The 24,521-nt window shown below is 66.6% G+C and carries 24 protein-coding genes and 1 tRNA gene; 15 read left to right on the top strand and 10 right to left on the bottom strand.

All coding sequences use genetic code 11. The features are described 5' to 3' along the window. The first annotated feature begins 16 nt into the window (after positions 1-16). The 6 genes from bamA (at position 17) to H7V21_RS01890 (ending at position 5,280) form a co-directional block, all read left to right on the top strand. A complete protein-coding gene (bamA, locus tag H7V21_RS01915) occupies positions 17-2,785 on the top strand; it encodes an outer membrane protein assembly factor BamA (RefSeq protein WP_188054957.1) in 2,769 nt (922 codons plus the stop codon). After that, entirely contained in the window at positions 2,785-3,423 is a 639-nt protein-coding gene (locus tag H7V21_RS01910; RefSeq protein WP_188054956.1) for an OmpH family outer membrane protein, read from the top strand. The genes bamA and H7V21_RS01910 overlap by 1 nt, the downstream gene beginning before the upstream one ends. Positions 3,424-3,482: 59 nt before the next feature. Beyond that, positions 3,483-3,908 (top strand): 3-hydroxyacyl-ACP dehydratase FabZ, encoded by a 426-nt coding sequence (fabZ, locus tag H7V21_RS01905; protein ID WP_262504119.1) that lies wholly within the window; start codon positions 3,483-3,485, stop codon positions 3,906-3,908. Positions 3,909-4,003: 95 nt separating this feature from the next. Beyond that, positions 4,004-4,237, top strand: coding sequence for a 50S ribosomal protein L31 (gene rpmE, locus H7V21_RS01900; protein ID WP_188054955.1), 234 nt, complete (start codon positions 4,004-4,006; stop codon positions 4,235-4,237). A 73-nt stretch (positions 4,238-4,310) separates the two neighbouring features. Beyond that, on the top strand, positions 4,311-4,622 hold the full coding sequence (locus H7V21_RS01895; RefSeq protein ID WP_188054954.1) for a PilZ domain-containing protein: 312 nt from the start codon (positions 4,311-4,313) through the stop codon (positions 4,620-4,622). Positions 4,623-4,662: 40 nt separating this feature from the next. Next, positions 4,663-5,280, top strand: a complete 618-nt coding sequence (locus H7V21_RS01890; RefSeq protein ID WP_188054953.1) for a hypothetical protein — start codon at positions 4,663-4,665, stop codon at positions 5,278-5,280. Here H7V21_RS01890 and H7V21_RS01885 read toward each other — a convergent pair. Next, positions 5,281-5,370: transfer RNA gene (locus tag H7V21_RS01885), tRNA-Ser, on the bottom strand. A 90-nt stretch (positions 5,371-5,460) separates the two neighbouring features. On the opposite strand from H7V21_RS01885, the gene H7V21_RS01880 reads away from it, so the two are divergent. Genes H7V21_RS01880 through mazG form a run of 9 tightly spaced genes read left to right on the top strand, consistent with a single transcriptional unit; the run spans position 5,461 to position 14,316 of the window. Continuing rightward, positions 5,461-6,507 (top strand): lytic transglycosylase domain-containing protein, encoded by a 1,047-nt coding sequence (locus H7V21_RS01880; RefSeq protein ID WP_188054952.1) that lies wholly within the window; start codon positions 5,461-5,463, stop codon positions 6,505-6,507. Next, positions 6,491-7,396, top strand: coding sequence for an SPOR domain-containing protein (locus H7V21_RS01875; protein WP_188054951.1), 906 nt, complete (start codon positions 6,491-6,493; stop codon positions 7,394-7,396). The genes H7V21_RS01880 and H7V21_RS01875 overlap by 17 nt, the downstream gene beginning before the upstream one ends. Before the next feature lie 30 nt (positions 7,397-7,426). Beyond that, positions 7,427-8,584 (top strand): D-alanyl-D-alanine carboxypeptidase family protein, encoded by a 1,158-nt coding sequence (locus tag H7V21_RS01870; RefSeq protein WP_188054950.1) that lies wholly within the window; start codon positions 7,427-7,429, stop codon positions 8,582-8,584. Beyond that, complete coding sequence (locus tag H7V21_RS01865; RefSeq protein WP_188054949.1) at positions 8,577-9,686, top strand: DNA polymerase III subunit delta'; 1,110 nt, start codon at positions 8,577-8,579, stop codon at positions 9,684-9,686. The genes H7V21_RS01870 and H7V21_RS01865 overlap by 8 nt, the downstream gene beginning before the upstream one ends. Before the next feature lie 46 nt (positions 9,687-9,732). Next, entirely contained in the window at positions 9,733-11,298 is a 1,566-nt protein-coding gene (gene metG / locus H7V21_RS01860; protein WP_188054948.1) for a methionine--tRNA ligase, read from the top strand. Continuing rightward, complete coding sequence (locus H7V21_RS01855) at positions 11,298-12,074, top strand: TatD family hydrolase (RefSeq protein WP_188056296.1); 777 nt, start codon at positions 11,298-11,300, stop codon at positions 12,072-12,074. Before metG ends, H7V21_RS01855 begins: the two co-directional genes overlap by 1 nt. 20 nt (positions 12,075-12,094) lie before the next feature. Then, positions 12,095-12,859: an MBL fold metallo-hydrolase gene (locus H7V21_RS01850; RefSeq protein WP_188054947.1), complete on the top strand. Its 765-nt coding sequence runs from the start codon at positions 12,095-12,097 to the stop codon at positions 12,857-12,859. Continuing rightward, positions 12,856-13,509, top strand: a complete 654-nt coding sequence (locus H7V21_RS01845) for a TIGR02281 family clan AA aspartic protease (RefSeq protein ID WP_188054946.1) — start codon at positions 12,856-12,858, stop codon at positions 13,507-13,509. Before H7V21_RS01850 ends, H7V21_RS01845 begins: the two co-directional genes overlap by 4 nt. A gap of 57 nt (positions 13,510-13,566) precedes the next feature. Then, positions 13,567-14,316 carry a nucleoside triphosphate pyrophosphohydrolase gene (gene mazG / locus H7V21_RS01840; RefSeq protein WP_188054945.1) on the top strand — a complete coding sequence of 250 codons (750 nt, stop codon included), beginning with the start codon at positions 13,567-13,569 and terminating at the stop codon, positions 14,314-14,316. Positions 14,317-14,368: 52 nt separating this feature from the next. On the opposite strand, the gene H7V21_RS01835 is transcribed toward mazG, so the two are convergent. The 9 genes from H7V21_RS01835 to dusB all read right to left on the bottom strand — a co-directional run bounded on the left by H7V21_RS01835 (position 14,369) and on the right by dusB (position 24,445). After that, positions 14,369-14,776, bottom strand: a complete 408-nt coding sequence (locus H7V21_RS01835; RefSeq protein ID WP_188054944.1) for a DUF1398 family protein — start codon at positions 14,774-14,776, stop codon at positions 14,369-14,371. A gap of 21 nt (positions 14,777-14,797) precedes the next feature. Further along, positions 14,798-15,250: a MarR family winged helix-turn-helix transcriptional regulator gene (locus H7V21_RS01830; RefSeq protein WP_188054943.1), complete on the bottom strand. Its 453-nt coding sequence runs from the start codon at positions 15,248-15,250 to the stop codon at positions 14,798-14,800. 75 nt (positions 15,251-15,325) lie between these two features. Next, a complete protein-coding gene (gene hflX / locus H7V21_RS01825; protein ID WP_188054942.1) occupies positions 15,326-16,618 on the bottom strand; it encodes a GTPase HflX in 1,293 nt (430 codons plus the stop codon). Then, on the bottom strand, positions 16,615-17,106 hold the full coding sequence (hfq, locus tag H7V21_RS01820; protein ID WP_188054941.1) for an RNA chaperone Hfq: 492 nt from the start codon (positions 17,104-17,106) through the stop codon (positions 16,615-16,617). Before hfq ends, hflX begins: the two co-directional genes overlap by 4 nt. Before the next feature lie 142 nt (positions 17,107-17,248). Next, entirely contained in the window at positions 17,249-18,628 is a 1,380-nt protein-coding gene (locus H7V21_RS01815; RefSeq protein WP_188054940.1) for a sigma-54-dependent transcriptional regulator, read from the bottom strand. Further along, complete coding sequence (locus tag H7V21_RS01810) at positions 18,625-20,874, bottom strand: ATP-binding protein (RefSeq protein WP_188054939.1); 2,250 nt, start codon at positions 20,872-20,874, stop codon at positions 18,625-18,627. Before H7V21_RS01810 ends, H7V21_RS01815 begins: the two co-directional genes overlap by 4 nt. 60 nt (positions 20,875-20,934) lie before the next feature. After that, on the bottom strand, positions 20,935-22,374 hold the full coding sequence (gene ntrC, locus H7V21_RS01805; RefSeq protein ID WP_188054938.1) for a nitrogen regulation protein NR(I): 1,440 nt from the start codon (positions 22,372-22,374) through the stop codon (positions 20,935-20,937). After that, entirely contained in the window at positions 22,371-23,471 is a 1,101-nt protein-coding gene (locus H7V21_RS01800) for an ATP-binding protein (RefSeq protein ID WP_188056295.1), read from the bottom strand. Before H7V21_RS01800 ends, ntrC begins: the two co-directional genes overlap by 4 nt. After that, positions 23,447-24,445, bottom strand: coding sequence for a tRNA dihydrouridine synthase DusB (gene dusB, locus H7V21_RS01795; protein WP_188054937.1), 999 nt, complete (start codon positions 24,443-24,445; stop codon positions 23,447-23,449). The genes H7V21_RS01800 and dusB overlap by 25 nt, the downstream gene beginning before the upstream one ends. Positions 24,446-24,521: the final 76 nt, after the last annotated feature.

The following is a 24,521-nucleotide window of genomic DNA, read 5'->3' as shown; positions in this document are numbered from 1 at the left end:
TCCGACTTGGGGTGGGATGGTGACAGCGATCAAGGCTAGCAATTTCGGCGCACGCGCCACCGGTACGTTGCTCGCGGGCTCGATGCTCGCGGGCCTCGTGATCGCGGTGCCTGCCCTCGCCCAGGAGGCCTCTGCTCCGCAGCAAGCTCCGGCGCCTGCCCAGGCCCCGGTGGCGGCTCCTCAGGAGGAGCAGCGCGTGATCCGTTCGCTCCAGGTCGAGGGTGCGCAGCGCATCGAGCGGGAGACGGTGCTTTCCTACACCCAGCTTCGTGTCGGCCAGCCCTATACGAACGAAACGCTCGACCAGGCGATTGTCGATCTCTACGCGAGCGACCTGCTCGCCGACGTGACGATCGCCGGCGCCGAGACGGGCGACATCGTGATCCGCATTCGCGAGAATCCGATCATCAACCGCGTGCTCCTCGAAGGCAACAAGCGCCTCAAGGACGACAAGATCACTCCGGAAATCCGGCTCGCGCCGCGCCAGATCTTCACGCGGACCGCGGTTCGTGCCGATGTCGCCCGCATCGTCGAGCTCTATCGTCGCCAGGGGCGGTTCGCCGCAGTGGTCGAGCCGCAGATGGTGATGCTCGACCAGAACCGCGTCGACGTGGTGTTCGAGATCCGCGAGGGGCCGAAGTCCAAGGTTCGCCAGATCAACATCATCGGCAACGAGCAGTTCTCCGACGGCGAGCTGCGCGGCGAGATGGCGACGAAACAGTCCCGGCTCTGGACGATCTTCAGCTCGAACACGAGCTATGACCAGGATCGTCTCGCCTATGACCAGCAGAAGCTGCGCCAATTCTATCTGACACAGGGCTATGCGGATTTTCGCGTGATCTCGGCAGTGGCCGAGCTGACGCCGGACAACCGCGATTTCATTATCACCTATGTCGTGGAAGAGGGGGAACGCTACAAATTCGGCGACGTGACGGTCGACAGTGCGATCCGCGATTTCAACGATCAGGCGCTCGCTGCCTCGCTGCCGTTCCGCGAAGGTGACTGGTACGACGCGAAGAAGGTCGAGGATGCAGTCGACCAGCTCAGCGAGATGGCTGGTCTGTACGGCTATGCCTTCGCCGACGTGCGGCCCGAGTTCCAGCGCAACCGCGAAGACCTCACCATGGGGATCAACTTCAACGTTGCCGAGGCGAACCGCACCTACATCGAGCGGATCGAGATCACCGGCAACACCCAGACGCAGGACGAAGTGATCCGCCGCGAGTTCCGCGTGGCGGAGGGGGATGCCTTCAACACCTTCCTCGTCAAGCGCTCGCAGGACCGCATCAACTCGCTGGGGTATTTCCAGGAAGGCTTCGAGATCGAGCAGCGGGAGGGTTCGTCGCCCGATCGCATCATCCTGGCGGCGAACGTCGAGGAAAAGGCGACCGGCGAACTCACGCTGTCGGCCGGTTTCTCGAGCCTCGAGCGCTTCATCCTTCAGGGCTCGATCCGGCAGCGGAATTTCCGCGGCAAGGGGCAGACGCTGTCCGCCTCGCTCAGCTACTCGTCCTATTCGAAATCGGCCGAGCTGGGGTTCACCGAGCCCTATCTGTTCGATCGCAACATCGCACTGGGCGGAACGATCTTCCGCCGCGACTACAATGCGTTCAACTATGTCGGCAATGATCGCGAGACGACCTACAGCCAGGTTTCGACCGGTTTCCAGCTCGTCACCGGCGTTCCGCTCACCGAATTCTGGACGCTCTCGGGTCGTTACACGCTGACGTACGACGATGTGTTCCTCGACAGTTCGTTCAACGACGCGCAGGGCAATTGCGATCCCGCGCGCGCCGGCCGCTACTATTGCGAGGCCGTGGGCGAGCGGCTCACGTCGATGATCGGCGTGTCGGTGATCCATGACAGCCTCAACAGCCGGATCCGCCCGTCGCGCGGCAACCGACTCGTGCTCGGCCTCGACTTCGCGGGTCTCGGCGGCGACGTGCGCTATCTTCGCGGCCGTGCCGAGTTCGACAAATACTGGGACGTCGGCAGCGGCTTCATCTTCTCGGTAGGAGCCGAAGGCGGCTATATTCACTCGCTCGAGGAGAGCCCGGGCCCCGGCATCGATCCGGTCCGCATTACCGACCGATTCTATCTCGGCGAGCCGCAGTTCCGCGGATTCGATATTCGCGGCGTCGGTCCGCGCGTGCAGCGGATTCCCTACACCGGGGATCCGACGACGGGCACGCAGCTGCTGGTGACCGACGAGGATCGGATTATCGACGATGCGATCGGCGGCAAGGCCTATTATCTCGCCAAGGCCGAGCTCGAGATTCCGCTCGGAAGCGGCGCGCGCGAGCTGGGCCTGCGCCCTTCGGTCTTCGTGCAGGCGGGTGCTCTGTTTGACATTACCGAACCGCTGCGGACGGTGGCTTTCCCGCGCGCCACCGACGCGGCAGGCAATCCGCTGACCAACGCCGATGGCTCGCCGACTCTGCTGCCCAGCCCGCAGCTGGACGATGCCGGCAATCAGCTCTACGTCAACAGCTACACCACCAGCTCCGGCGTCCTGGCGAGCCGTTTGACCACCTGTTCGATCGGCTATGCGGCCAGCGCCTCGGAGCCCTGCTCGGGGACGGCGGTAAACCCCACGGCACCCGGAACTGCGCCGTTCTTCGAGCGGTTCGTGGGGAACTCCGCGATGCCGCGCCTGTCGGTCGGGGTCGGCGTCAACTGGAATTCTCCCTTCGGCCCACTGCGGATCGACGTGGCCAAGGCGCTGATCACCGAAGAGGGCGACGACCCCAAACTGTTCACCTTCAACGTAGGGACACAATTCTGATGAAGAGCTTCGCAACGGCACTCACCGCCGCACTCGTTTCCGCTTCGGCCGTCGCCGTCGCAGTTCCCGCCGCCGCGCAGACCGCGCCGGGCATCGGCGTCGTCAATCTGCCCGAAGTCGTGCAGCGCTCGGCCGCCTATCAGGCCGCGATGCAGCAGATCCAGACGACCTATGCCGCGCAGATCCAGCAGGCACAGCAGCGTCGCCAGGCGATCCAGACCGAGCTGCAGCCGCAGGTGCAGGCGTTCCAGCAGGCGCAGCAGGCGCAGAACGCCGATCGTCAGGCGCTGACGCAGCAGTATCAGGCGATTCAGCAGCGCGAGCAGGCCGCCCAGCAGGAACTGAACACGATCCTCCAGCCGGTCGCGCTCGCCCAGGCCTATGCCGAGGAGCAGGTCGTTGCGCAGCTCGAGGCCGCGGTCGATCGCGTGATGCAGAACCGTCAGCTCGCGATCGTGCTGCGTCCCGACTCCGCCGTGAAGTTTCTCCCGTCGGTCAATGTGACGCAGGATGTGGTGAACGAACTGAACACGGCGCTGCCGAGCGTTTCGACGACCCCGCCGGCCGGCTGGCAGCCCGGTGGCGAGCAGCAGCAGCAGCAGCAGGCCGCGCCCCAGGCGCAGCCGCAGGGCCGGTGAGCGACGCCGCCGACACGAACGAGCGGGCCGTGATCGGCCCGCTCGACATCGGCCGCGTGATGGCCGCACTGCCGCATCGCTACCCGATGCTGCTGGTCGATCGAGTCGAGGAACTCGTTCCCGATCAGCGGATCGTCGCGATCAAGGCCGTGTCGATGAACGAGGAGTTCTTCCAGGGGCATTTTCCCGGAAGGCCGATCATGCCGGGCGTCCTCCAGGTGGAGGCGCTTGCGCAGGCGGCGGGCGTGCTCGCGGTCGAGAGCCTCGGCCTCGCCGGATCGGGCAAGCTCGTCTACTTCATGAGCATCGACGGCGTGAAGTTTCGCAAGCCGGTCGAACCGGGCGTGCTGCTGCGGCTCGAGGTCGAATTCGTTCAGAAGCGCGCGCGCGTCTGCAAGTTCGCGGGCAAGGCCCTGCTCGGGGACGACATCGCGACCGAGTGCGAATTCACTGCGATGATCGCCGATCCGCCCAAGGCAGGCTGACGCGGCTCCGCCCATTGCCAGCGGCGGGCGGCTCTGCTAGGGGCCGCGCCTTCGCTGCCGGTCGGAAACCGGCGGGATTTCCAAGGATTTGAGACATGAAGAAAGACGCGCACCCCGATTATCACATGATCAAGGTGCAGATGACCGACGGCACCGTGTTCGAAACGCGCTCCACCTGGGGCAGCGAAGGTGACACGCTGCAGCTGGACATCGACCCGCTCGCGCATCCGGCTTGGACCGGCGGCAACCAGCGCCTCCTCGATGCCGGCGGCCAGGTCGCGCGCTTCAACAAGCGCTTCGGCGGCGGGATCTCGCTTCGCAAGAAGTGATCCGGCAGCGGCGTTAACGCGCCATTAGCCACATCTGATTAGCCTTGCACGGATGATGCAGGGCAGATCCGTCATGTTCGCGGCCGAGGTCGAGCCCGCCGAAGGGCTCGGCCGTCGGCGCAGCTCGCGCGCGCCGGTCTCGCTCGACGCGAGGATCGGGCGCGGGGGCCTTGATCGGGCGCTGTGCAAGGTGACCGATCTTTCGATGCACGGTGCACGCCTCCAGACCTACTCGGCACTCAAGGCGGGAAGTATGGTCTGGCTGACCCTTCCCAATGTGGGACATTGCGCCGCACGCGTCGTCTGGGCCGATGATTTCGAGGCCGGCTGCGAATTCCGAAATCCGCTGCCCGTCGAGGCTTTCGAGGCGCTCGTCGCCTCCTGATTCGCTCCGCGCCTTTCCGACAGCGACCGTAACCGCATGATTGCATCGCCCCGATCGAGCGGCCATCCTCTGCTTCTTCGTTGCAGGGGATCAGGCGATGCAGGCTGGCTGGCTCTGCATGCTACTGCTGGAGGCGGCGCTGCCTGCCGCTGGAGATCAGAGCGACGGCCGAACTGCTCTGCCGACGCGCGACGTCCTGTTGCTGCTCCTCCTCGATCAGCGGGTCACCTCCGATAGCGTTCCGTCCTCGCCGAATCTCCTGTCGGCGAACTTGACCGGGCGCGGGAGGGATGCGGGCCGGTCCGCCGCCACTCCCGGTTTCTCGACATTCGAGACGATGACGGTTCCGGAGCGCTCCCGCGCATTCGGCAATGATTTTCTCGCCCACGGTGCAGAGGCGCCGTCCGCCCGCTTCGGCGCCGCCCCGAGCGCTGCTGAGGCTGCCTGGAGCGTCGCTGAGGACCGCGGCCAACGCATCGACGATCAGCGCCTTCATGTCGTTTCGGCCGGGCTCCGGGACGAGCGCCGGCCGCATCGCGGCCGATCGGCGATCGACACGCGCATCGAGGTGCGCATGGACGGCGACAGCGACACACCACAAGTGACCGTTCGTGGGGGAATCGCCAGCGCAGCCTGGACCCTGCTGACGGACGAATGATGGCGGAGAGGGTGGGATTCGAACCCACGGTGAGCGTGAACCCACGGCGGTTTTCAAGACCGCTGCCTTAAACCACTCGGCCACCTCTCCCTGTTATTCGTCCGCTATTGCGGTGTGATCTTGCGCGCAAGTCGTCTTTGGGGGTTCAGCCCGCGCCGCCGCTGTGGCAGAGAGTGACCCATGCGAACATTGCGAGTTGCGTTGCGTGGAACTGTGATCGGTGCGCTGACCGTTGCGGCGGCGGCGCTTGCCGGTGGATCGGCGATTGCGCAGGACGAGGCAGGCTTCCAGGCCTATCTGCAGACCGTTGCGCAAAAAGCCGAGGCCCAGGGGATCAGTCGCCGCGCGATCGAATCCGTGCTGCCGGGGCTGACGCTGAACCAGCGGGTGATCGAGCTCGACCGCGACCAGCCGGGCGGGAGCGCCAATGCGCCGATCCCGATGTTCGCGCCCTATCGCGAACGGCACGTCGATACCGCACGGATCACCCGCGGGCAGGCGGCCTATCGTCGCGAGCGCAGCCGGCTTGCGGGCATAGAAGCGGAAACCGGCGTTCCCGAATCGATCATGGTCGCGATCTGGGGCCACGAAACCAATTATGGCGCGATCATGGGCGGCTTCGATGCTCCGCGCGCGCTGGCGTCGCTGGCCTATGAAGGGCGGCGGCGCGAACTGTTCGAAGGCGAGCTGCTCGCTACGCTGAAGATGATCGACATGGGCGTGCCGCGCGACAAACTGACCGGCAGTTGGGCAGGAGCGCTCGGCGGGCCGCAGTTCCTCCCGTCGGTCTATCTGCGGCTGGCGCGCGACGGCGACGGGGACGGGCTGGCCGATATCTGGTCGAGCGACGCCGACACGCTCGCTTCGATCGCCAACTATCTTTCCAACGCCGGGTGGCGGCCGAACCAGCCCTGGGGCATTCCCGTCAGCGTGCCCGACACGCTCGATCGGATCGCGATCGCCAACGAAACGACTTCGCCGCGGTGCCCGCGCGTGCACGAACGGCACAGCCAGTGGCGCAGCATGGCGGAGTGGCGCGCGATGGGCGTCGTTCCCGAACGCGGCATGTGGCCCGCCGACGACGTCCAGGCGACGCTGCTCGAACCCGACGGGCCGGGGAACACAGCCTATTTGCTGACGGGCAATTATCGCGTCATCCTCGACTATAATTGCTCAAATTTCTATGCGCTCTCGGTGGGGATCCTGGCTGATGAAGTCGCACGTTAGCCTCGCGGCGCTGGGCGCGCTGCTGTCGCTGTCCGCCTGTGGCGCAATGCGCGAGGATCCGGAATGGGTCTATCCCGCGGATATGCAGCAGGGCGCAGCACCGGTACCCTACCCGCAGCAAGGCTACCCCGACTACCCGGCCGCGATGCCGCAGCCGGGTGGCCCGCCGCCCAGCAGCGGCCCGCAGGGGACATCCCAGACCGATCCGACGGAGAGCCGCTACGATCAGGTCGGCTATGCCAGCGTGCGCGGCCTTGCCAGCGAGGATCCAGCGACCGCGAGTCAGGTCGTTGCGGTGCACCCGGTGCTGCCGACCGGCACCTTCGTCGAAGTCACGGCGCTCGACAGCGGGCGCACGATCCTGGTGCTGGTCACAGGCGCGATGGCGCCGGGCAGGGGCGAAATCGCCCTGTCTCCGGCGGCGGCGCAGCAGCTCGGCATCCGCGACACGACTCCGGTGCGCGTCCGCAAGGTAAATCCCTCGGCGCAGGATCAGGCGGCGGTGCGCGCCGGCGGCGCGGCTCCGCCGCGGATCGACGCGCCCGAACCGCTGCTCGTCGGGCTGCGCAACCGGCTCGGTGCCGCGCCGCCTGCCGTGGCCGCCGCACCGCCCGTGCAGGGCGCTGCTCCGGGTGCCGGCTATCCGCCGCCCGGCGCTGCGCCGGCTGCGGCGACACCGCGCGGCCGCTACTATGTTCAGGTCGCCGCGCTTTCGAACCAGAGCCGCGCCCAGTCGCTCGCGCAGAGCCTCGGCGGCTTCGTGCAGCCGGCGCGCGGCCTCTATCGCGTTCAAATGGGGCCCTTCGCCACCGCTGCCGAGGCCGAAAGCGCCCGCGCGCGCGCCGCGCAGCGCGGCTTCGGCGACGCGCGCGTCTTCACCAACGACTAACCACCCTCCAGATCCCCGGACCACGACATCATGAAGAAGCTGTTCGCCGCTCTCTCCGCGCTGCTCCTTGCCATCCCCGCCGCCGCGCAGGCGCCGTCGTTCGACACGCCGGCCGAAATCGCCTTCATGAAGGATCTCTCGTCGGGTGCGGTGCTGTTTGCGCGCAACCCCGATCGGCGCATCCCGCCCGCGTCGATGGCGAAGATGATGACGACCTATGTCGCGTTCGACCTCATCAAGCGCGGCGAGCTGAGCCTCGACAAGAAGGTCGAGGTGCGGCCCGAAACCTGGCGCCAGTGGCATTCGCAGGGTTCGACGATGTTCCTCTCGGCGAACCAGCAGGTCAGCATCGGCGATCTGCTCCACGGCGTCGTCACGCTGTCGGGGAATGACGCATCGGTGGTGCTCGCCGAGGGCATCGCAGGGACCGAGGAAGCCTTCGTCAATCTGATGAACCAGAAGGCACGCGAGCTTGGCCTTTCGAACAGCCACTTCGGCAATTCCAACGGCTGGCCGGACGAGGGGCGCACCTATGTCTCGGCGCGTGACCTGGCCACGCTGGCGGCGGCGACGATCCAGAATTTCCCCGATCTCTACGAGCGTTTCTATTCGCAGCACGACTTCGCCTGGACGACTGCCGACGGGACCACCATTCGCCAGCCCAATCGCGACCCGCTGCTCGGCCGGGTCGAGGGCGCCGACGGGCTGAAGACCGGCCACACCGAAGAAGCGGGCTATGGCTTCACCGGATCGGCCGAGCAGAACGGCCGCCGGCTTGTGATGGTCCTTGCCGGTCTCGACAGCTACGGCGGCCGCGCCGAGGAGTCGGTGCGCTTCATGCAGTGGGGCTTCCGCGCCTGGAACGCGCGCCCCATCGTGAACCAGGGCCGTGTCGTCGAAACCGCCGAAGTGCAGGGTGGCTCGGCCGGAAGCGTCGGTCTCGTCGCACCGCAGGCACTGACCGTCACCGTGCCCGCCGGCTCCGCACCGGACATGCAGGCGCGCGTCGTCTATCAGGGGCCGATCCAGGCGCCGATCGCCGCCGGTGACCACATCGCCGACCTGATCGTCACCATTCCCGGCATGGAGCCCCAGACGCTTCCGCTGGTGGCGGAGAAGGACGTCGCCGAAGCGGGCTTCTTCCGGCGCATCTGGGTGGGCCTCATGTCGCTGCTCGGTCTTGCCTGACCGGTCCGCCGCCGAGCCGGGATTTGTCGGAAACGAAGCCGCTCGGGCAGCCTTCGCGGATGCGGTAAGCGGTCAGGCCCTCCATCATGGCTGGCTGATCGCCGGTCCGGAAGGATTGGGCAAGGCCAGCTTCGCGCGGTTCGCGGCGCTGAGGCTGCTGGCATCGGCGAGCGGGCCCGAGCCGTTCGACATGCCCTGGCACCGGCTGATGGCGGACAGGACGACGCGGATGTTCGCCGCGGCGGCGCATCCTGACTATTTCGAGCTCGCCCGGCTGCCTGGCTCCGTTGCGCCCGACAAGACCAGCTATTCGGCGCTGAACCGCATCGTTGCGCCGGACCGGGTGCGCTTCCTGCGCGCCAGCTTTCCGGAATTTTCGCCGCCCGACGAGATCGAGGCGAAGGACGAGGCCGTTCGACGCGGCATCAGCGTGCATCAGGCGCGCGCGCTCATCCATGCGACGGGGGCGAAGCCTGCCTTGTCGTCGCGCCGGGTGGTCGTCGTGGACAGCGCCGATGATCTGGAGAGATCGGCTGCCAACGCGCTGCTGAAGATCCTCGAAGAGCCGCCTGCGGGCACGATCTTCCTGCTCGTCAGCCATTCGCCGGGCCGGCTGCTGCCGACCATCCGTTCGCGCTGTCGACTGCTGCGCTTCGAACCGTTGAGCGATGCCCAGATCACTGCCATCCTCCGCACCGAACTGCCGGAAGCGAGCGCGGCGGAAATCGATGCGCTGAAGCGCGCGGGGGAGGGCTCGCCCGGTCGCGCCCTGCGCTTCGCCGGGCTCGATCTGGCGGCGCTGGAGACCGAGCTTTTCGCCCTGGCCGAAGGCGGCGACCCTTCGAACGTGGTGCGCGCGCGCCTTGCCAAGCTGCTCGGCACAAAGGCGGCGCAGGCGCGCTACGAAGCGTTTCTCGATCGCGCACCGAGCTTCATTGCCGAACGCGCCCGCGCGCTGCGGGGGCCGGCGCTTCGTGAGGCGCTCGATGCCTATGAGGCAGCCGTGGCACTCGCCGGAAGCGCGGTCGGCCTCTCGCTCGATTCCGGCGCGACCGTGTTCGAGATGAGCGGCCTGGTGGCGCGCCTCGCGCCTCGCAACTGAGGCGTCGCCTCTTTGCGCGCCCGGCAAATCGCTCTAAGCCGCGCGCATGGTCGATCCCTATTATATCACCACCGCGATCCACTATCCGAACGGGCGTCCGCACATCGGGCACGCCTATGAGATGATCGCCGCCGATGCGATCGCGCGCTTCCAGCGGCAGGCGGGCCGCGACGTCCGCTTCCAGACCGGTACCGACGAGCACGGGCTCAAGATGGTGCAGACGGCGCGCGGGCGCGATGTTGAGGTGCGCGCTCTTGCCGATGAAATGTCGGGATATTTCAATGATCTCGTGAACGATCTGAACATTTCATCCGATCGTTTCATTCGCACGGTCGAGCCTGCGCATTTCGCCGCCAGCCAGGCGATCTGGCAGGCGATGGCGGATGCGGGCGACCTGTATCTCGATCGCTATGAGGGCTGGTATTCCGTTCGCGACGAAGCCTTCTACGAAGAGAAGGAACTGGTCGAAGGCGAGGGCGGACAGAAGCTCTCGCCGCAGGGCACGCCGGTCGAATGGACGGCGGAGGAAACCTGGTTCTTCCGCCTTTCGAAATATCAGCAGCCGCTGCTCGATCATTTTGCCGCCAATCCCGACTTCATCCGGCCGGAGAGCCGCCGGAACGAAGTGCTGCGTTTCGTCGAGGGCGGGCTGGTCGACCTTTCGGTCAGCCGAACCAGCTTCGATTGGGGCGTGCCGGTGCCGGGATCGCCCGGCCATGTGATGTACGTCTGGGTCGATGCGCTCACCAACTATATCACTGGTGTCGGCTATCCGGAGAGGGGCGGCGATTTTGCGCGCTATTGGCCTGCCGACCTGCACCTGATCGGCAAGGACATTGTCCGCTTCCACGCGGTCTACTGGCCGGCGTTCCTGATGTCGGCAGGCTTGCCGCTGCCCAGGCAAGTGTTCGGCCATGGCTTCGTGCTTGCCCGCGGCGGCGAGAAGATGTCGAAGTCGGCAGGCAATGTCGCGGACCCGGTGGCGCTGGCCGAGCGCTATGGCGTCGATCCGCTCCGCTATTTCCTGCTGCGCGACATCAGCTTCGGAAACGATGGTAGCTATTCGGATGAAGCCATTGTTCTGCGGGCGAATTCAGATCTGGCAAACAGTTTCGGAAACCTTGCGCAGCGCACGCTCGCCTTCATCGCGAAAAACCTCGAAGGGGCGTTCCCGGAGGCGGGGAAGGGCGACGCCGCCGACGATGCGCTGCTCGATACTGTCCGCAGCTGCATCGACGAATATCGGTCGCATTTCGCCGAGCTCGCGATCACCCAGGCGCTGGAATCGTGGATGCGCGCCGTGTTCGCCTGCAATGCCTATATCGACACCCAGGCCCCTTGGGCGCTGCGCAAGACTGATCCCGATCGGATGCACGCCGTGCTCGGAACGCTGCTTCGCGCGATCCGCGACCTCGCGATCGCGATTCTGCCGGTCGTGCCTGCCTCGGCGGGGAAGCTGCTCGACCAGCTGGGCATCGAGGATCGCAGCCACGCCGCTCTCGCCGACGCGGAGTGGTATGATCGGCTGGCGAATTCGGGGTTTCGCATCGCGCCTCCGACCCCCATCTTCCCCAGGCTGGACTTGCAGCAGACGGAGGATGCACCGGCATGATGCTGGCGGACAGCCATTGCCATCTCAATTACAAGGGTCTGGTCGAGCATCAGGACGCCGTTCTCTCGCGTGCGCGGGAGCGGGGGGTCGTCGCCATGCTCAATATCGCCACGCGCGAGAGCGAATGGGATGACGTGCTCGCCACTGCCGAGCGTGAGCCAGACGTTTGGGCGACTGTGGGCATCCATCCGCACGAAGCCGACAAGCATCCCGACGTGGACACTGCCAAGCTGGTCGCCCGCGCCGCCCATCGGCGCGTCGTCGGCATCGGCGAAAGCGGGCTCGACTATTATTACGACCATTCGGATCGCGACCGGCAACGGGCAAGCTTCCGCGCACATCTCGCCGCGTGCCGCGAGACGCAGCTGCCGATCGTCGTCCACACCCGCGACGCCGAGGACGACACCGCCGAAATCCTGCGGGAGGAAATGGGGAAGGGCGGCTTTCCCGGCGTGATCCACTGTTTCACGGCTAGCGGCGCCTTCGCCGATATCGCGCTCGATCTTGGCTTCTACATTTCGATTTCCGGTATCGTGACGTTCCGCAACGCCAAGGATCTCCAGGAGACCGCAGCCCGGCTGCCGCGCGAACGGCTGTTGATCGAAACCGATGCGCCCTTCCTCGCGCCGGTGCCGCACCGCGGAAAGACCGGCGAGCCGGCGTTCGTTGCGGACACTTGCCGGTTCCTGGCGGAGCTGCGCGGCGAGGATCCCGGCGAACTGGCCCAGGCGACACGCGAGAATTTCCACACGCTGTTCGCGAGGACGCGAACCTGAGCGGCGGCACGCAAGGCACGATGAAGATCCGCATCCTTGGATCGGGCACATCCTCGGGTGTGCCGCGGCTCGGCAATGACTGGGGCCGCTGTGATCCGGCCGAGCCGAAAAACCGGCGAACGCGCGCCTCCGTGCTCGTCTCCACTGCCACGACGACCGTGCTGGTCGACACGGGGCCGGACATGCGCGCTCAGCTTCTCGCGGCCGACGTGGCTGCGGTGGACGCAGTGATCTGGACGCACGATCACGCCGACCATTGCCACGGCATCGACGATTTGCGGCAGATCATGCACGAGCGCGGCTCCCCGGTCCCGGGCTTCGCCCGGCCCTGGACCGCCGAACGGCTCGAGCAGCGGTTCGACTATGTTTTCTTCGGCCGCGGCGGCTACCGCCCGACTGCCACCATGACGCCGCTGCCGGACGTACTCACGATCGGCGACTTGCGGATCCGCGTCACCGATCAGCCGCATGGCGGCATAACCTCGGCCGGATTGCGCTTCGAACATGGCGGCAAGTCGATTGGATATGCCACGGATTTCAATGCGATGACCGAAGACATGCGCAGCCTGTATGAAGGGCTGGAAATCTGGGTCGTCGACGCGTTGCGGCGCGAGCCGCACCCGAGCCATTCGACGCTCGACGCCGTGCTCGGCTGGATCGCTGAACTGCGCCCGCGCCGGTCAGCGCTGATGCATATGGATAACAGCATGGACTATGCTACGCTTGCCGCCGAGTTGCCCGAAGGCGTCGAGCCGGGGTTCGACGGGCTGGAGATCGCCGCGTGAGCGAAAGCGAGACGATCAACCTCCTCTGGACCGTCGGAGTGCTCGTCCTGGTGGTGAGCGCGCTCGCTGCGCGCCGCACGAGCGTCGGGACGATCCTGCGCGGGCTCGCCGTGTGGACGGGGATCGGGCTCATCCTGTTCGTCGTCATCTCGCATCGCCACGAACTGAGCGGCGTCTTCGCTCGAGTCGGCGACCAGCTGGGTCTCGGGAGCCAGCGCGTCGAGGGCGAGACGGTACGCATCCGGATGAGCCCCGATGGCCATTTCTGGGCGCGGGCGACTCTCAATGGAGTGCCGCGACGGATGCTGATCGACTCGGGCGCAACGATCACTGCAATCTCCGAGCAGACTGCACAGGCCGCGGGCATCGAGACCGGCGGCGCGGGTTTCCCGGTGGTGATCCAGACCGCCAACGGCAGCGTTGCCGCGCAGCGCGCCCGCATCGAGCGCGTGGCCTTGGGGCCGCTGCGCACCGAGAACCTCGGCGTTGTCGTGGCGCCAAGCTTCGGCAATCTCGACGTGCTAGGCATGAACTTCCTGTCGCGGCTCGGTTCGTGGCGCGTCGAGAACAACACGCTCATCCTGGAGCCGGGGAGCAGCGCGCAGAGCGTCGAGAGCCCATCGAACGGCGCCAAGGCCGAACTCGAGTGAACTTTACATAATGTATATTATCGTTCCAAGCATGTGGCTTGGAAAGGGTCGCAGCCGATGACCGCTCCCGGAGATCTCGCGCGCTTGACCGCGATCATGGAGCGGCTGCGCGACCCGCAGCGCGGCTGCGAATGGGACGTCGCCCAAAGTTTTGCGACCATTGCGCCCTACACGATCGAGGAAGCCTATGAGGTCGCCGACGCGATCGACCGCGGCGACATGCGCGACCTGCGGGACGAACTCGGCGACTTGCTGCTCCAGGTCGTCTTCCATGCGCGCATTGCCGAGGAATCCGGCCATTTCGCGCTGCCGGATGTCATCGCCAGCATCTGCGACAAGATGGAGCGGCGCCACCCGCACATCTTCGGGGATGCCGAGCACCGCGGCGACTGGGAACACATCAAGGCCGAGGAGCGGGGCGAGAAGGCGACCGACGACAGCGCCATGGCGGGAGTCGCGCTTTCCCTCCCTGCCCTGTTACGCGCGGAAAAGTTACAGAAACGTGCATCCCGCCTGGGCTTTGACTGGCCCGATGCCTGTGGCGCCCGAGCCAAGATCGATGAGGAGCTGGCGGAGGTCGAGGCGGCCGAAAACGACGTGGATCGTGCTGAGGAGATCGGTGACCTGCTGTTTGCCGTCGTCAACTGGGCGCGCAAGCAAGGCGTCGATCCCGAAGCCGCGCTACGGTCGGCGAATGCAAAGTTCGAGCGGCGTTTCCGGGCGATGGAGAACGAAGCCGGAGAGCGCTTCGCCGCTCTCGATCTCGAGGCCAAAGAGGCGCTCTGGACCCGAGTCAAAGCGCGCTGAGGCAGTCGCTGGCGGCGGGACGCGTGTTCGCACCGCCGCTTGCATCCGCCATTCAGTCGGCCGTTGGGAAATGCTCCACGTGCGTATCGCCCGTGCGGCCGAAATACAGAACGCGCCGTCCGGGGAATGAGACCAGATAGCCCGCGCACCCTGCCTCCGCCGCCTTGGCGCAGAAACCCGGGTAGCTGTAACCGGGAGCTTTCGTCTGCGCTTCGCGGATCGCTGATTGCAGCGCGTCGGGCGTGAAACAGGCTTCGACTCGCTCCGGCCCCTGCCGATGCGCAACATCGACACTGTCGCCGGAGGCGTCATAGTAACGCGCCGTGCCTGCGCGCAGATCGACCAGATAGCCGTCGAATCCAGCGTCGATGAGCCTGGCCACGATCGCGGGGAATTCCGCCGTGCCGGTTTCCGCGTCGCGAAGGCAAAGCTCCGCTGTCTTCCGCTGTACGGGTGTCATATCGCTTCCTTCTCTCAGAGGTCAGTCGATCGCCGCGCCGGCAATCGCGTGGTCGTCGACAAGTTGCTTCAATATCCGTTCGAGCGTGGCCCGGTCGTCGGCCTCCAGACGGCCGAAAAACGAGTCCTCATTCGCATCCGCCGCCGCCGCCAGTGCCGGGAGGAGGGCTTTGCCGGCTGAGGTCAGCGCGAGCCGGTGGCTGCGGCGATCCTCCCCGTCGCGGTCTCGCGTCACCAGAGCCTTCGTCTCCAGGCGGTCGGCCAGCTTGGTCACTGCGCCTCGGGTCAGCCCGAGGCGTTCGGCCAGGCCGCTCGGCGGCACTGGGCCGCTATCATGGAGCTCGCGAAGCACCACCCATTCGGCCACCGTGACGCCCTCCCCCTCCAGCCGTCGCGCGAATCGGCTCGACACCTGGTTCGAAACCAGCCGCAGCCAATAGCCGAGGTGGGAAGTCAGAGATGGAAGTTCGGACATGGCACGACTCGATAATTGCCTAGGAAACTACAGGCAGTTTGTTTCCTAGTCAATCGTCATGTTTCTGACGGTGGTTCAGGTGGTTCGCGCCTCGAACCGCTCATAATCCCGGGGCGCCATTCGCACCTCGTACACCGAACTTCCTTCCTCCACGCGCTGGTCGAGCACGTCGCCATGCTGATGCAGCCAGGCCGCTCCGGCGCCATCCGCAGGATCGAGCAGGATCGTATAGCGCCGGTGGCCAGCAGTCAGCTTCGCCGCGACCTTCTCGACAAGCGTGTCGATCCCCTCGCCCGTCCATGCGGATACGGTGACGATATCCTCTCTGGTATCGGCGAGTTCGCGCAATTCGGCCCGGCGCTCCTCGTCCATCAGGTCAATCTTGTTCCACGCCTCGAAGCGCGGAGTCGTCTCGGCCACGCCGATCTCTTCGAGAACCTTCTCGACATCGGCCCGCTGCGCCTCTGTGTCTGGATGGGCGATGTCGCGGACATGGATCAACAGATCGGCCGAAACCACTTCGTCCAGCGTCGCCCTGAAGGCCGCGACGAGCTGCGTCGGCAGTTCGGACACGAACCCCACCGTGTCCGAAAGAATCGCCTTGTCGATCCCCGGCAGCGAAATCTGCCGCAACGTGGGATCGAGCGTGGCGAACAGCAGATTCTCCGCCATGACGTCAGCGCCGGTCAGCCGATTGAAAAGCGTGGACTTTCCGGCGTTCGTATAGCCCACGAGCGCGATTACCGGCCAGGGTGCCCGCTGGCGCCTGTCACGCTGGAGCGTGCGGGTGCGGCTCACCTGATCGAGCTCGCGCCGCAGCCGCGCCATGCGGTCGCGGATCAGCCGACGGTCGGCCTCGATCTGTGTCTCCCCCGGGCCGCCGAGAAAGCCGAAGCCGCCGCGCTGCCGCTCGAGATGGGTCCAGCTACGAACGAGCCGACCTGCCTGATAGTCGAGATGCGCGAGTTCGACCTGCAAGCGGCCTTCGGCGGTGCGCGCACGCTCGCCGAAGATTTCGAGGATCAGGCCGGTACGGTCGATCACCTTGCAGCCGAGCGCTGTTTCCAGGTTGCGCTGCTGCACCGGCGTCAGTGCGGCATCGAAGACGGCGAGCTGCAACTCCTGGTCGCGCACGGTTTCCGCCAGCGTGTCGACTTGTCCCGATCCGATCAGCGTGCCCGGCTTGAGCTGACGCAGCCGAAACGAAACGCGCTCGTGCACCTCGATCCCGATCGCCGCGGCAAGCCCGGCGGTTTCCTCGAGCCGAGCCTCGGAATCGCGCGAAGAGCCGCCGATGTCCGGATACACCACGACCGCACGCGCGCCACGGGCGAAATCATCCGCCTCGCGATCGAATCCCGTGCTCAATCGGCGTCCGATCCGCTCGCTTCGTCGGCGAGATTGAGCGGGTGCGCGGGCTGGATGGTGGACACCGCATGCTTGTAGACGAGCTGCGCCATGCCCTCGCGCTGGAGCAGCATGCAGAACAGGTCGAACCCGGCGATCTGCCCCTGGAGCATCACCCCGTTCACCAGGAACATCGTGACGTTCTCCTCGGCCTTTCGCACAGCGTTCAGAAAGATCTCCTGCAATACCGGGTTCTTGTGCTGGAACTCTCCAACCGCTTCGAGCAGCGCGGAGGTATCCATCGGACCGGCGGGCATGATGGTGGAGATCGCATGCTTGTAGATCAGCTGCGACTGGCCGTCACGGCGCAGCAGCACCGAGAAATTGTCGAACCAGGTGACGATACCCTGAAGCTTCACGCCCTTTACGAGGAACATCGTCACGGGCACTTTCGAGCGGCGCAGCGAGTTCAGGAAAAGGTCTTGGAGCGAAGCCTGCTTTTCGGCCATGTCGCCTCCTTGTTCTTGGCGGAATTTTCCCGCGGCGCGCCGTTCCCCGGCGTCGGAGCACCCGCCGGAGGGCGGGCACGCGCCAATCTAGGTGCTGGCGCGGCCCGCGTCCAGCGTGGCGATTGCGGCGCGGCCGCTCGCGTCAGTCCTCGCGCGTTTCGGTGATCCCGAGCAGCTTGAGCTTGCGGTGCAGCGCCGATCGCTCCATTCCGATGAAGCTCGCCGTGCGTGAGATATTCCCCGAGAAGCGCCGGATCTGGATACGAAGATATTCGCGCTCGAATGTCTCGCGCGCTTCCTTGAGCGGCGTCCCCATGATCGCGGTCGAGGCGACTCCATTGTTCGAATCCGCTGCATTGCCCAGCACCTCGGGCGGCAGGAGGTCGAGATCGATCCGGCCGATACGGTCGCCGGGCGCCAGAATGACGGTGCGCTCGACGACGTTGCGCAGCTGGCGGACGTTGCCGGGCCATTCGTAACTCTGCAGCGCCACCATGGCGTCGCCCGCCACTTCGGGCGTGGGAACGCGGCGCTCGCGCGCGTAATGGGCTACGAAATGCTCCACGAGCACCGGGATGTCCTCGCGGCGATCCGTCAGCGCGGGAATTGCGACAGGCACGACGTTGAGCCGATAGTACAGATCCTCTCGGAAGCGTCCCTCCGCGATTTCGCCCATCAGGTCGCGTGACGTCGCGGAGACGACGCGCACGTCGACGCGCACCGTGCGCTGGCCGCCGACACGGCTGAAGCTCTGGTCGGTCAGCACGCGCAGGATCCGGGCCTGCGTGGCCACCGGCATGTCGGCAATCTCGTCGAGGAACAACGTGCCGCCGTGCGCCTGCTCGAGCAGCCCCGGGCGCACCAGGTCGCCCCCCTCCTCCACGCCGAACAGTTCCTCCTCGACTCGCTCGGGCGTCATCCGCGCCGCGCTGACGATCACGAACGGTCCGCCGGCACGCATGCTCCAGCCATGCAGCAGGCGCGCCGCCACTTCCTTGCCGGTCCCCGGCCCGCCAGTGATCAGGACGCGGCTGCCGGTGGACGCCACGCGCTTGAGCGTCGCGCGCACTGCGTTGATCGCAGTCGAATTTCCGGTGAGATCGGTGTCACGGCCCACCGTCGCACGCAACGAAGCGACTTCCCGCTTCAACCGCTCGGTCTCGGTTGCGCGCTCTACCATCAGCAACAACCGCTCGGCTTCGAACGGCTTCTCGATGAAATCGGCCGCGCCCCGTCGAATCGCCGCGACGGCAGTGTCGAGATTGCCGTGGCCGGAGATCACCAGCACGGGCAGCGACGGGTCGCGTCGCTTGATCTCGTCGAGCAGCTCGAGCCCGTCCAGCCGGGAGCCCTGCAGCCACACGTCGAGCAGCACCAGGCTCGGCCGGCGCTCCGCGATCGCTTCGAGCGCTTCGTCGCTGTCCGCCGCGCCGCGGGTCTCATAGCCTTCGTCCTCGAGCACGCCGGCGACCAGCTCGCGAATATCGCGTTCGTCGTCGACGACGAGAATGTCGAGTGTCATGAGCGTCCACCATCCTGAGTGAGTTCAGCGGGCCGTATGGCCGCCGCGTCGCCGCCATTGGCGGCTTCGAGCGCATCGAGCGCGCTCGCGTCGAAGCACAGAGTCACGCGCGTGCCGCCGCTGTCGCTGTCGGCGAAATCGATCGTACCGCAATGCTCCTCGACGATCTTCTTGACGATCGCCAGGCCAAGCCCCGTGCCGCGGCTGCGCGTAGTCATATAGGGCTCGACGATCCGGTCCCGCTCGGGCGGAAGGCCGATGCCGTTGTCGGTGACTTCGACATAGAGCAGCCCGCCCTCCCCTTCGCGCAGCGCCATGCGGACCTCGCCCTTGGGCGCATTCTCGCCGCGCGCCTGCACGGCCTCGACCGCGTTCTTGACGACATTGGTGAGCGCCTGGCCGATCTGGCGCCGGTCGCAAACGAGCTGCGGGGGCGGGTCGGGCGCCTCAAGCGCGAAGCGGATGCCCGGATGCGCGACTTCGTGAAGGAACAGCGCCTGCCGCGCGATGTCGAGCAGCGACTCGCGCCGGAAGACGGGCTTGGGCATCCGCGCAAAGGACGAGAATTCGTCGACCATGCGGCGCAGATCGCCCACCTGCCGCACGATCGTGTCGGTCAGCCGCGCGAAGACGCCGTCCTCCGGGTCCACCGTCTTGCCGTAGCGCCGCTGGAGCCGCTCGGCGGCAAGCTGGATGGGTGTGAGCGGATTCTTGATCTCGTGCGCGATCCGCCGGGCGACGTCGGACCAGGCGGCGCGGCGCTGATCGAGCAGCTGCTGGGTGATGTCGTCGAACGTCAGCACCTGGCCATGCTCGTCGCGCGTGATCTTCACCGCCAGCGTCCGAGCCTCGCCGCCGGTCGTCATCTGCACGATCGCCTCGCGTTCGGCGCCATCGAGCAGCGCATCGAGTTCGGGCGCCACATCCACCAGCGGCCGATCGACCGGGCTGGTGTCGCCGGAGCGCAGCAACACCATCGCCGAAGCATTCACCAGCCGGACGATACGATCGGGGTCGATCGAGATCACTCCCGCGCTCACGCCGGACATCACCGCTTCGATCAGTGCGCGGCGGCTTTCGATCTGTTCGTTCGCGCTGACCAGCGCCCCCGTCTGGTCCTGGAGCCGCCCCGTCATGCGGTTGAAGGCGTTGGCCAAGGTGCCGAGTTCGTCGTTCGTCCGCGGATCGGCGACTCGCGCCGTAAGATCGCCTCCGGCGACGCGGCGCGCGGCCTCGACCAGCTCGCGCACTGGCCGCACCAACCGGTCGGCGACTGCCAGGGCCACGAACACCGCGAGCCCGACGATGAGAAGCGACACGCCGAGCAGCGCCACGTTGAACCGCAGCTGCAGCGTGCGCGATCGCTCGCGAAGCGCCCGATAGTCGGCCATGATCGAATCCACGCGCTGGATCTGCTCGCCCAGCAGTGGATCGAGCGTGCGTGCGCCGTAGAGATAGGTGCCGTTCCCCGGCTCGAACGTGGTCAGCGACTGAATGCGATCGCGCGTGCGGCTCAGCACCACTTCGCGCCCCTGCTCCAGCTGGGCGATCATGTCGCGTGTCACCACCGTATCGAGCGCGCGGTCGTGCGGATTGACGATCGCCACCGATCGGATCTCGTGATCCTCGCCCACCTCGAGGATCATCCCTTCGGACAGCTCGCGACGATAGACCTGCAGCCCGAATCCATAGGCGAATTCGTCGCTGTCGATCGGCATCGCCTCGAGATAGGAGCGCAGATCCTCGCGCATCGTGACGGTTTCACGGCCAACGTCGGTCAGTTCGCGCGTATAGTTCGCGCGCGCGATCGCCGAGGCATTGTCGAGCATGCCCCGCGCCCTGTCGGACGACCAGAATTCCACGCCCGACTGAATGAGCAGCGAGGCGAAGATAGTGACGAGCAGGATCGGAACGCTCGCCAGCACCGAGAAGAGCGCGACCAGCCGCACATGCAGTCGCCCCTCGCCGCCCCCCTGCCGTGCGGCACGGCGCCGGGCGATGCGGCGCCCCAGCAGCACCAGCAGCGCGATGCTCGGCACGAGATTCGCGACCAGCAGCAGAGCGACCAGCAGCGGCGTGAGCAATTGCTCGTCCGAGCTTTCACCGCTCACGATGAAATAGGTTGCCACCGCGATGACGACCCAAACCGCGAGCACGGCGACTTCCGCCGCCGGCGTCACGACGATCCGCCGCAGCCACGTCCGGCGCGGGCGCGTTTCGGCGACTGGCTGGGTCACGGCGTCCATCGTTGCAGGAATACAACGCAACCGTTGCCCGGAAAACACAGAAAACCTGTCATGCTGTCGCTATTCGGTACCTTCCTGCCGCGCCCCGTCGATTCCGAGCGTGTCAAGCCGCTTGCGCAGCGTGTTGCGGTTGATGCCGAGCGCGCGTGCGGCGCGCAGCTGGTTGTGCTGATGGCGCGCAAGCATCGCCTCGATCAGCGGACGTTCGACTTCGCCGATGATCCGATCATACAGCGTTCCGTCCTCCAACACGTGCGGTTCCTCGATCGCCAGGCGCTCGAGCCGCGAGCGCACGGCCGTCTCGATTCCCTCGTCGCGCGCCACGGGAGCAGTCGCGCCGGCGCCGAGGGCCGTGCGCACCGCGTCCGCATCGATCCATTCGTCGCGGCTCAGCGCAGCGATCCGCCGCATCAGATTTTCCAGCTCCCGCACATTGCCCGGCCAATCATAGGCGGTCAGTGCCGCTACCGCATCGGCGTCCAGCTGCTTGTGCGGCAGTCCGTCCTCGGCGGCGCGCTCGAGGAAATGGTGCGCGAGCAGGGAAATATCCTGCCGCCGTTCGCGCAGCGCCGGCAGCGCCACCGGCACCACGTTGAGGCGGTAGAACAGGTCCTCGCGAAACTGATCGGCGGCGACAAGCTGCGCGAGGTCCTGGTTGGTCGCGGCGACGATGCGCACATCGGCCTTGATCGATCGCGCGCCGCCCACCGTGGTGAATTCTCCCGACTGAAGCACGCGCAGCAGCCGTGTCTGCGCCTCGCGCGGCATATCGCCGATCTCGTCAAGGAACAGCGTCCCACCCGCCGCCTGTTCGAACTTGCCGGCGACGCGCGCCTGCGCACCGGTGAAGGCGCCGCGCTCGTGACCGAACAGCTCGGCTTCGATCAGCTCGCGCGGGATCGCCGCCATGTTGAGCGCCACGAACGGCGCCCGGCGCCGCGCGCCCAGGTCATGGATCGCCTGCGCGACCAGCTCCTTCCCGGTTCCCGATTCACCCGTGATCAGGACGGTCAGGTCGTTCGCCACGACGCGCGCGATCACGCGATACACTTGCTGCATCGCCGGCGATCGGCCGATCAGCGTGGTGCTGGCGCCCTCGTCGGCCGTCGGCAGAACGGCGGGTTCGCGCTTCCGCCGGGCGCTCGCACTGGCGACTGCGCGCCCAAGTGCGTCCAGATCGAAGGGCTTGGGCAGATAGTCGAAAGCGCCGACTTCGGTCGCGCGCACCGCGGTTGCGAGCGTATTGCGCGCCGAAAACACGATCACCGGCAATTCGGGGTGTTCGGCGATCAGACCGGCGACGTAGTCGAGCCCATTGCCGTCGGGCAGCACCACGTCGGTCACCAGCACGTCGGGCAGCCCGCTCCTGAGCGCCTCGCTCAGTTCGGCGAGCGAAGCGACTGTCGAAACGCAATGGCCCGCGCGCCTCAGCGCCTGGCTGACGACGGTTCGAATCGCCGCGTCATCGTCGACGACCAGCACGGTTGCCGCCTCGCTCATGCTCGCGCCCTCGCCAACAAGACCCGGAACAGAGTCGTATCCTCCTCGCGCAGATAGTGAACGATGCCGCCCATGCCGCGAACCAGCTTCTCCACCAGCGGCAGGCCCAGCCCCTTGCCTTCCGGTTTGCCCGAGACGAACGGCTCGAACAGATGCTCGGCGATGTCCGTCGGGGCGCCCGGGCCGTTGTCGCTGACCAGCACTTCGATCGGTAGCGGCTGGCGCGGCAGCCCCGGCCCTGCGCGCACCGACATGCCGTGGCGATAGGCAGTCGACAGCGTGATGCGTGGCGCCGTAACGCCGTCCAGCGCCTCGGCGGCGTTCTTGAGCAGGTTCAGCAGCACTTGCAGAAATGCGTCGGAATCGACCAGCACCGGCGGCAACGACGGATCGAACCGCTCCTCGATCGGAATGCCGCGCGCGAAACCCGCCAGCGCCACGCGCCGGGCGTGATCGAGCAGCGGATAGAGATTGGTAGCCTCGAGCTTCAATGGCCGCGTGTCGGTGAAATCCTGCATCCGGTCGATCAGCGCGGTAATCCGGTCAACTTCCGTCGTAATCAGCCCCGTCAGTTCCTCGCGCCCCTCGCCGTCGCGGCGCAGCAGCTGCGCCGCGCCGCGGATCCCCGAAAGCGGGTTCTTGATCTCGTGCGCCAGCATCGCCGCCGCGCCCACGGCAGCGCGAGCGCCGGCCGTGCGTTCGGCGCCCTGTGTCATCCGTCGCGAGGCCGGGGCGTGATGCAGCGTCACGATGCGCCAGCCGGGACGGTCGGGCACCGCAGTCTCCACGAAGTCCACGCGCACGCGCGGACCGCGGACTGCCTCGATCTCCACGTCGAACGCCGAGAAGCCATGGCCGTCGCGCCGCTCGGAATAGGCTTCGGGCGGCAGCAGCACGGCGTCATAGGGCTGGCCCACCATGGTCCGCTCGCTGTGGTTGAGCAGCAGCTCGCACGCGGCATTGGCGTGGGCGATGCGGCCGTCGGGATCGATCACGAGCACCGCGACCGGCAGTCCGGCGAACAGCTCCGCAAAGGCAGGCGCGCCTGCGGCTGCGCTCCCGCGTCCGCGCTTCAGGCGGCCTCCCGACTGCGCCAGGGCGCGTAGAATTCGGCCAGCATCGCCAGCACGCGCGTTGCGTCCGGCTCCTGGTTCACCTTGTTGCGGAACTCGGCCGATCCATGCAGCCCCTTGGTGTACCAGCCGATGTGCTTGCGCATCATGTTAACGCCAACCTCGTTGCCATAATGGTCGAGAGTTTCGGCGTAATGCGCTAGAATTACGTGATATTGCTCGTCGATCGTCGGCTCGGCGCGGGGCTCGCCGCCGCTCAGCGCATCCATCACCTCGCGCAGCAGCCACGGCCGCCCATAGGCACCCCGGCCGATCATCACCCCGTCCGCGCCCGATTGGCGGAGCGCCTCACGCGCATCGTCGACCGAGCAGATGTCGCCGTTGACGATCACCGGCACCGAGACGGCGTCCTTGACCTTACGGACGAATCCCCAGTCGGCCGAGCCCTTGTACATCTGGTTGCGGGTGCGGCCGTGAACCGTGATCATCTTGACGCCAAGATCCTCGGCGATCCGCGCCAGTTCGGGCGCATTGAGGCTGTCGTGATCCCAGCCCATCCGCATCTTCAGCGTCACCGGCACGTCGACGGCCTTCACCGTCGCCTCGATCAGCCGCGTCGCCAGCGGAATCTCGCGCATCAGCGCCGATCCGGCATAGCCATTGGTCACCTTGCGGACCGGGCAGCCCATGTTGATGTCGATGATCGCCGCGCCGCGATCGGCGTTCAGCTTCGCCGCCTCGCCCATCGCCTGCGGATCGCAGCCGACGAGCTGCATCGACACCGGCTCCTCGATCGGATCCCAGGCCGCCTTCCGGACCGACTGATAGGTTTCACGGATCGCCGCTGCGCTGGCGATCATCTCGGTGACGTTGAGCCCCGAGCCATAGCGCCGCACCGCCCGCCGGAACGGCAGGTCGGTCACGCCCGTCATCGGCGCGAGCAGCACGGGGCTGTCGATCCGCACCGGACCGACGTGGATGGGAGCGAGAGTCGTCATGATGTGCCCGAAAAATAGGCAGTGGCGGCTAAAGGCACAAGCGCTGATTGGCAAGGCTGGCGGGCGGCTGCGCGCT

The sequence above is a fragment of the Sphingosinithalassobacter sp. CS137 genome (genome assembly GCF_014334115.1).
Taxonomy (GTDB): domain Bacteria; phylum Pseudomonadota; class Alphaproteobacteria; order Sphingomonadales; family Sphingomonadaceae; genus Sphingomonas.
This window is presented reverse-complemented; position numbering and strand designations above follow the sequence as displayed.

Bases quoted from the DNA above. Each gene is read 5' to 3' on its own strand.
- bamA (WP_188054957.1), top strand. From the start codon at position 17: ATGGTGACAGCGATCAAGGCTAGCAATTTCGGCGCACGCGCCACCGGT.
- H7V21_RS01910 (WP_188054956.1), top strand. From the start codon at position 2,785: ATGAAGAGCTTCGCAACGGCACTCACCGCCGCACTCGTTTCCGCTTCG.
- fabZ (WP_262504119.1), top strand. From the start codon at position 3,483: ATGGCCGCACTGCCGCATCGCTACCCGATGCTGCTGGTCGATCGAGTC.
- rpmE (WP_188054955.1), top strand. From the start codon at position 4,004: ATGAAGAAAGACGCGCACCCCGATTATCACATGATCAAGGTGCAGATG.
- H7V21_RS01895 (WP_188054954.1), top strand. From the start codon at position 4,311: ATGTTCGCGGCCGAGGTCGAGCCCGCCGAAGGGCTCGGCCGTCGGCGC.
- H7V21_RS01880 (WP_188054952.1), top strand. From the start codon at position 5,461: ATGCGAACATTGCGAGTTGCGTTGCGTGGAACTGTGATCGGTGCGCTG.
- H7V21_RS01875 (WP_188054951.1), top strand. From the start codon at position 6,491: ATGAAGTCGCACGTTAGCCTCGCGGCGCTGGGCGCGCTGCTGTCGCTG.
- H7V21_RS01870 (WP_188054950.1), top strand. From the start codon at position 7,427: ATGAAGAAGCTGTTCGCCGCTCTCTCCGCGCTGCTCCTTGCCATCCCC.
- metG (WP_188054948.1), top strand. From the start codon at position 9,733: ATGGTCGATCCCTATTATATCACCACCGCGATCCACTATCCGAACGGG.
- H7V21_RS01855 (WP_188056296.1), top strand. From the start codon at position 11,298: ATGCTGGCGGACAGCCATTGCCATCTCAATTACAAGGGTCTGGTCGAG.
- H7V21_RS01850 (WP_188054947.1), top strand. From the start codon at position 12,095: ATGAAGATCCGCATCCTTGGATCGGGCACATCCTCGGGTGTGCCGCGG.
- mazG (WP_188054945.1), top strand. From the start codon at position 13,567: ATGACCGCTCCCGGAGATCTCGCGCGCTTGACCGCGATCATGGAGCGG.
- H7V21_RS01835 (WP_188054944.1), bottom strand. From the start codon at position 14,776: ATGACACCCGTACAGCGGAAGACAGCGGAGCTTTGCCTTCGCGACGCG.
- H7V21_RS01830 (WP_188054943.1), bottom strand. From the start codon at position 15,250: ATGTCCGAACTTCCATCTCTGACTTCCCACCTCGGCTATTGGCTGCGG.
- hfq (WP_188054941.1), bottom strand. From the start codon at position 17,106: ATGGCCGAAAAGCAGGCTTCGCTCCAAGACCTTTTCCTGAACTCGCTG.
- H7V21_RS01815 (WP_188054940.1), bottom strand. From the start codon at position 18,628: ATGACACTCGACATTCTCGTCGTCGACGACGAACGCGATATTCGCGAG.
- H7V21_RS01810 (WP_188054939.1), bottom strand. From the start codon at position 20,874: ATGGACGCCGTGACCCAGCCAGTCGCCGAAACGCGCCCGCGCCGGACG.
- ntrC (WP_188054938.1), bottom strand. From the start codon at position 22,374: ATGAGCGAGGCGGCAACCGTGCTGGTCGTCGACGATGACGCGGCGATT.
- dusB (WP_188054937.1), bottom strand. From the start codon at position 24,445: ATGACGACTCTCGCTCCCATCCACGTCGGTCCGGTGCGGATCGACAGC.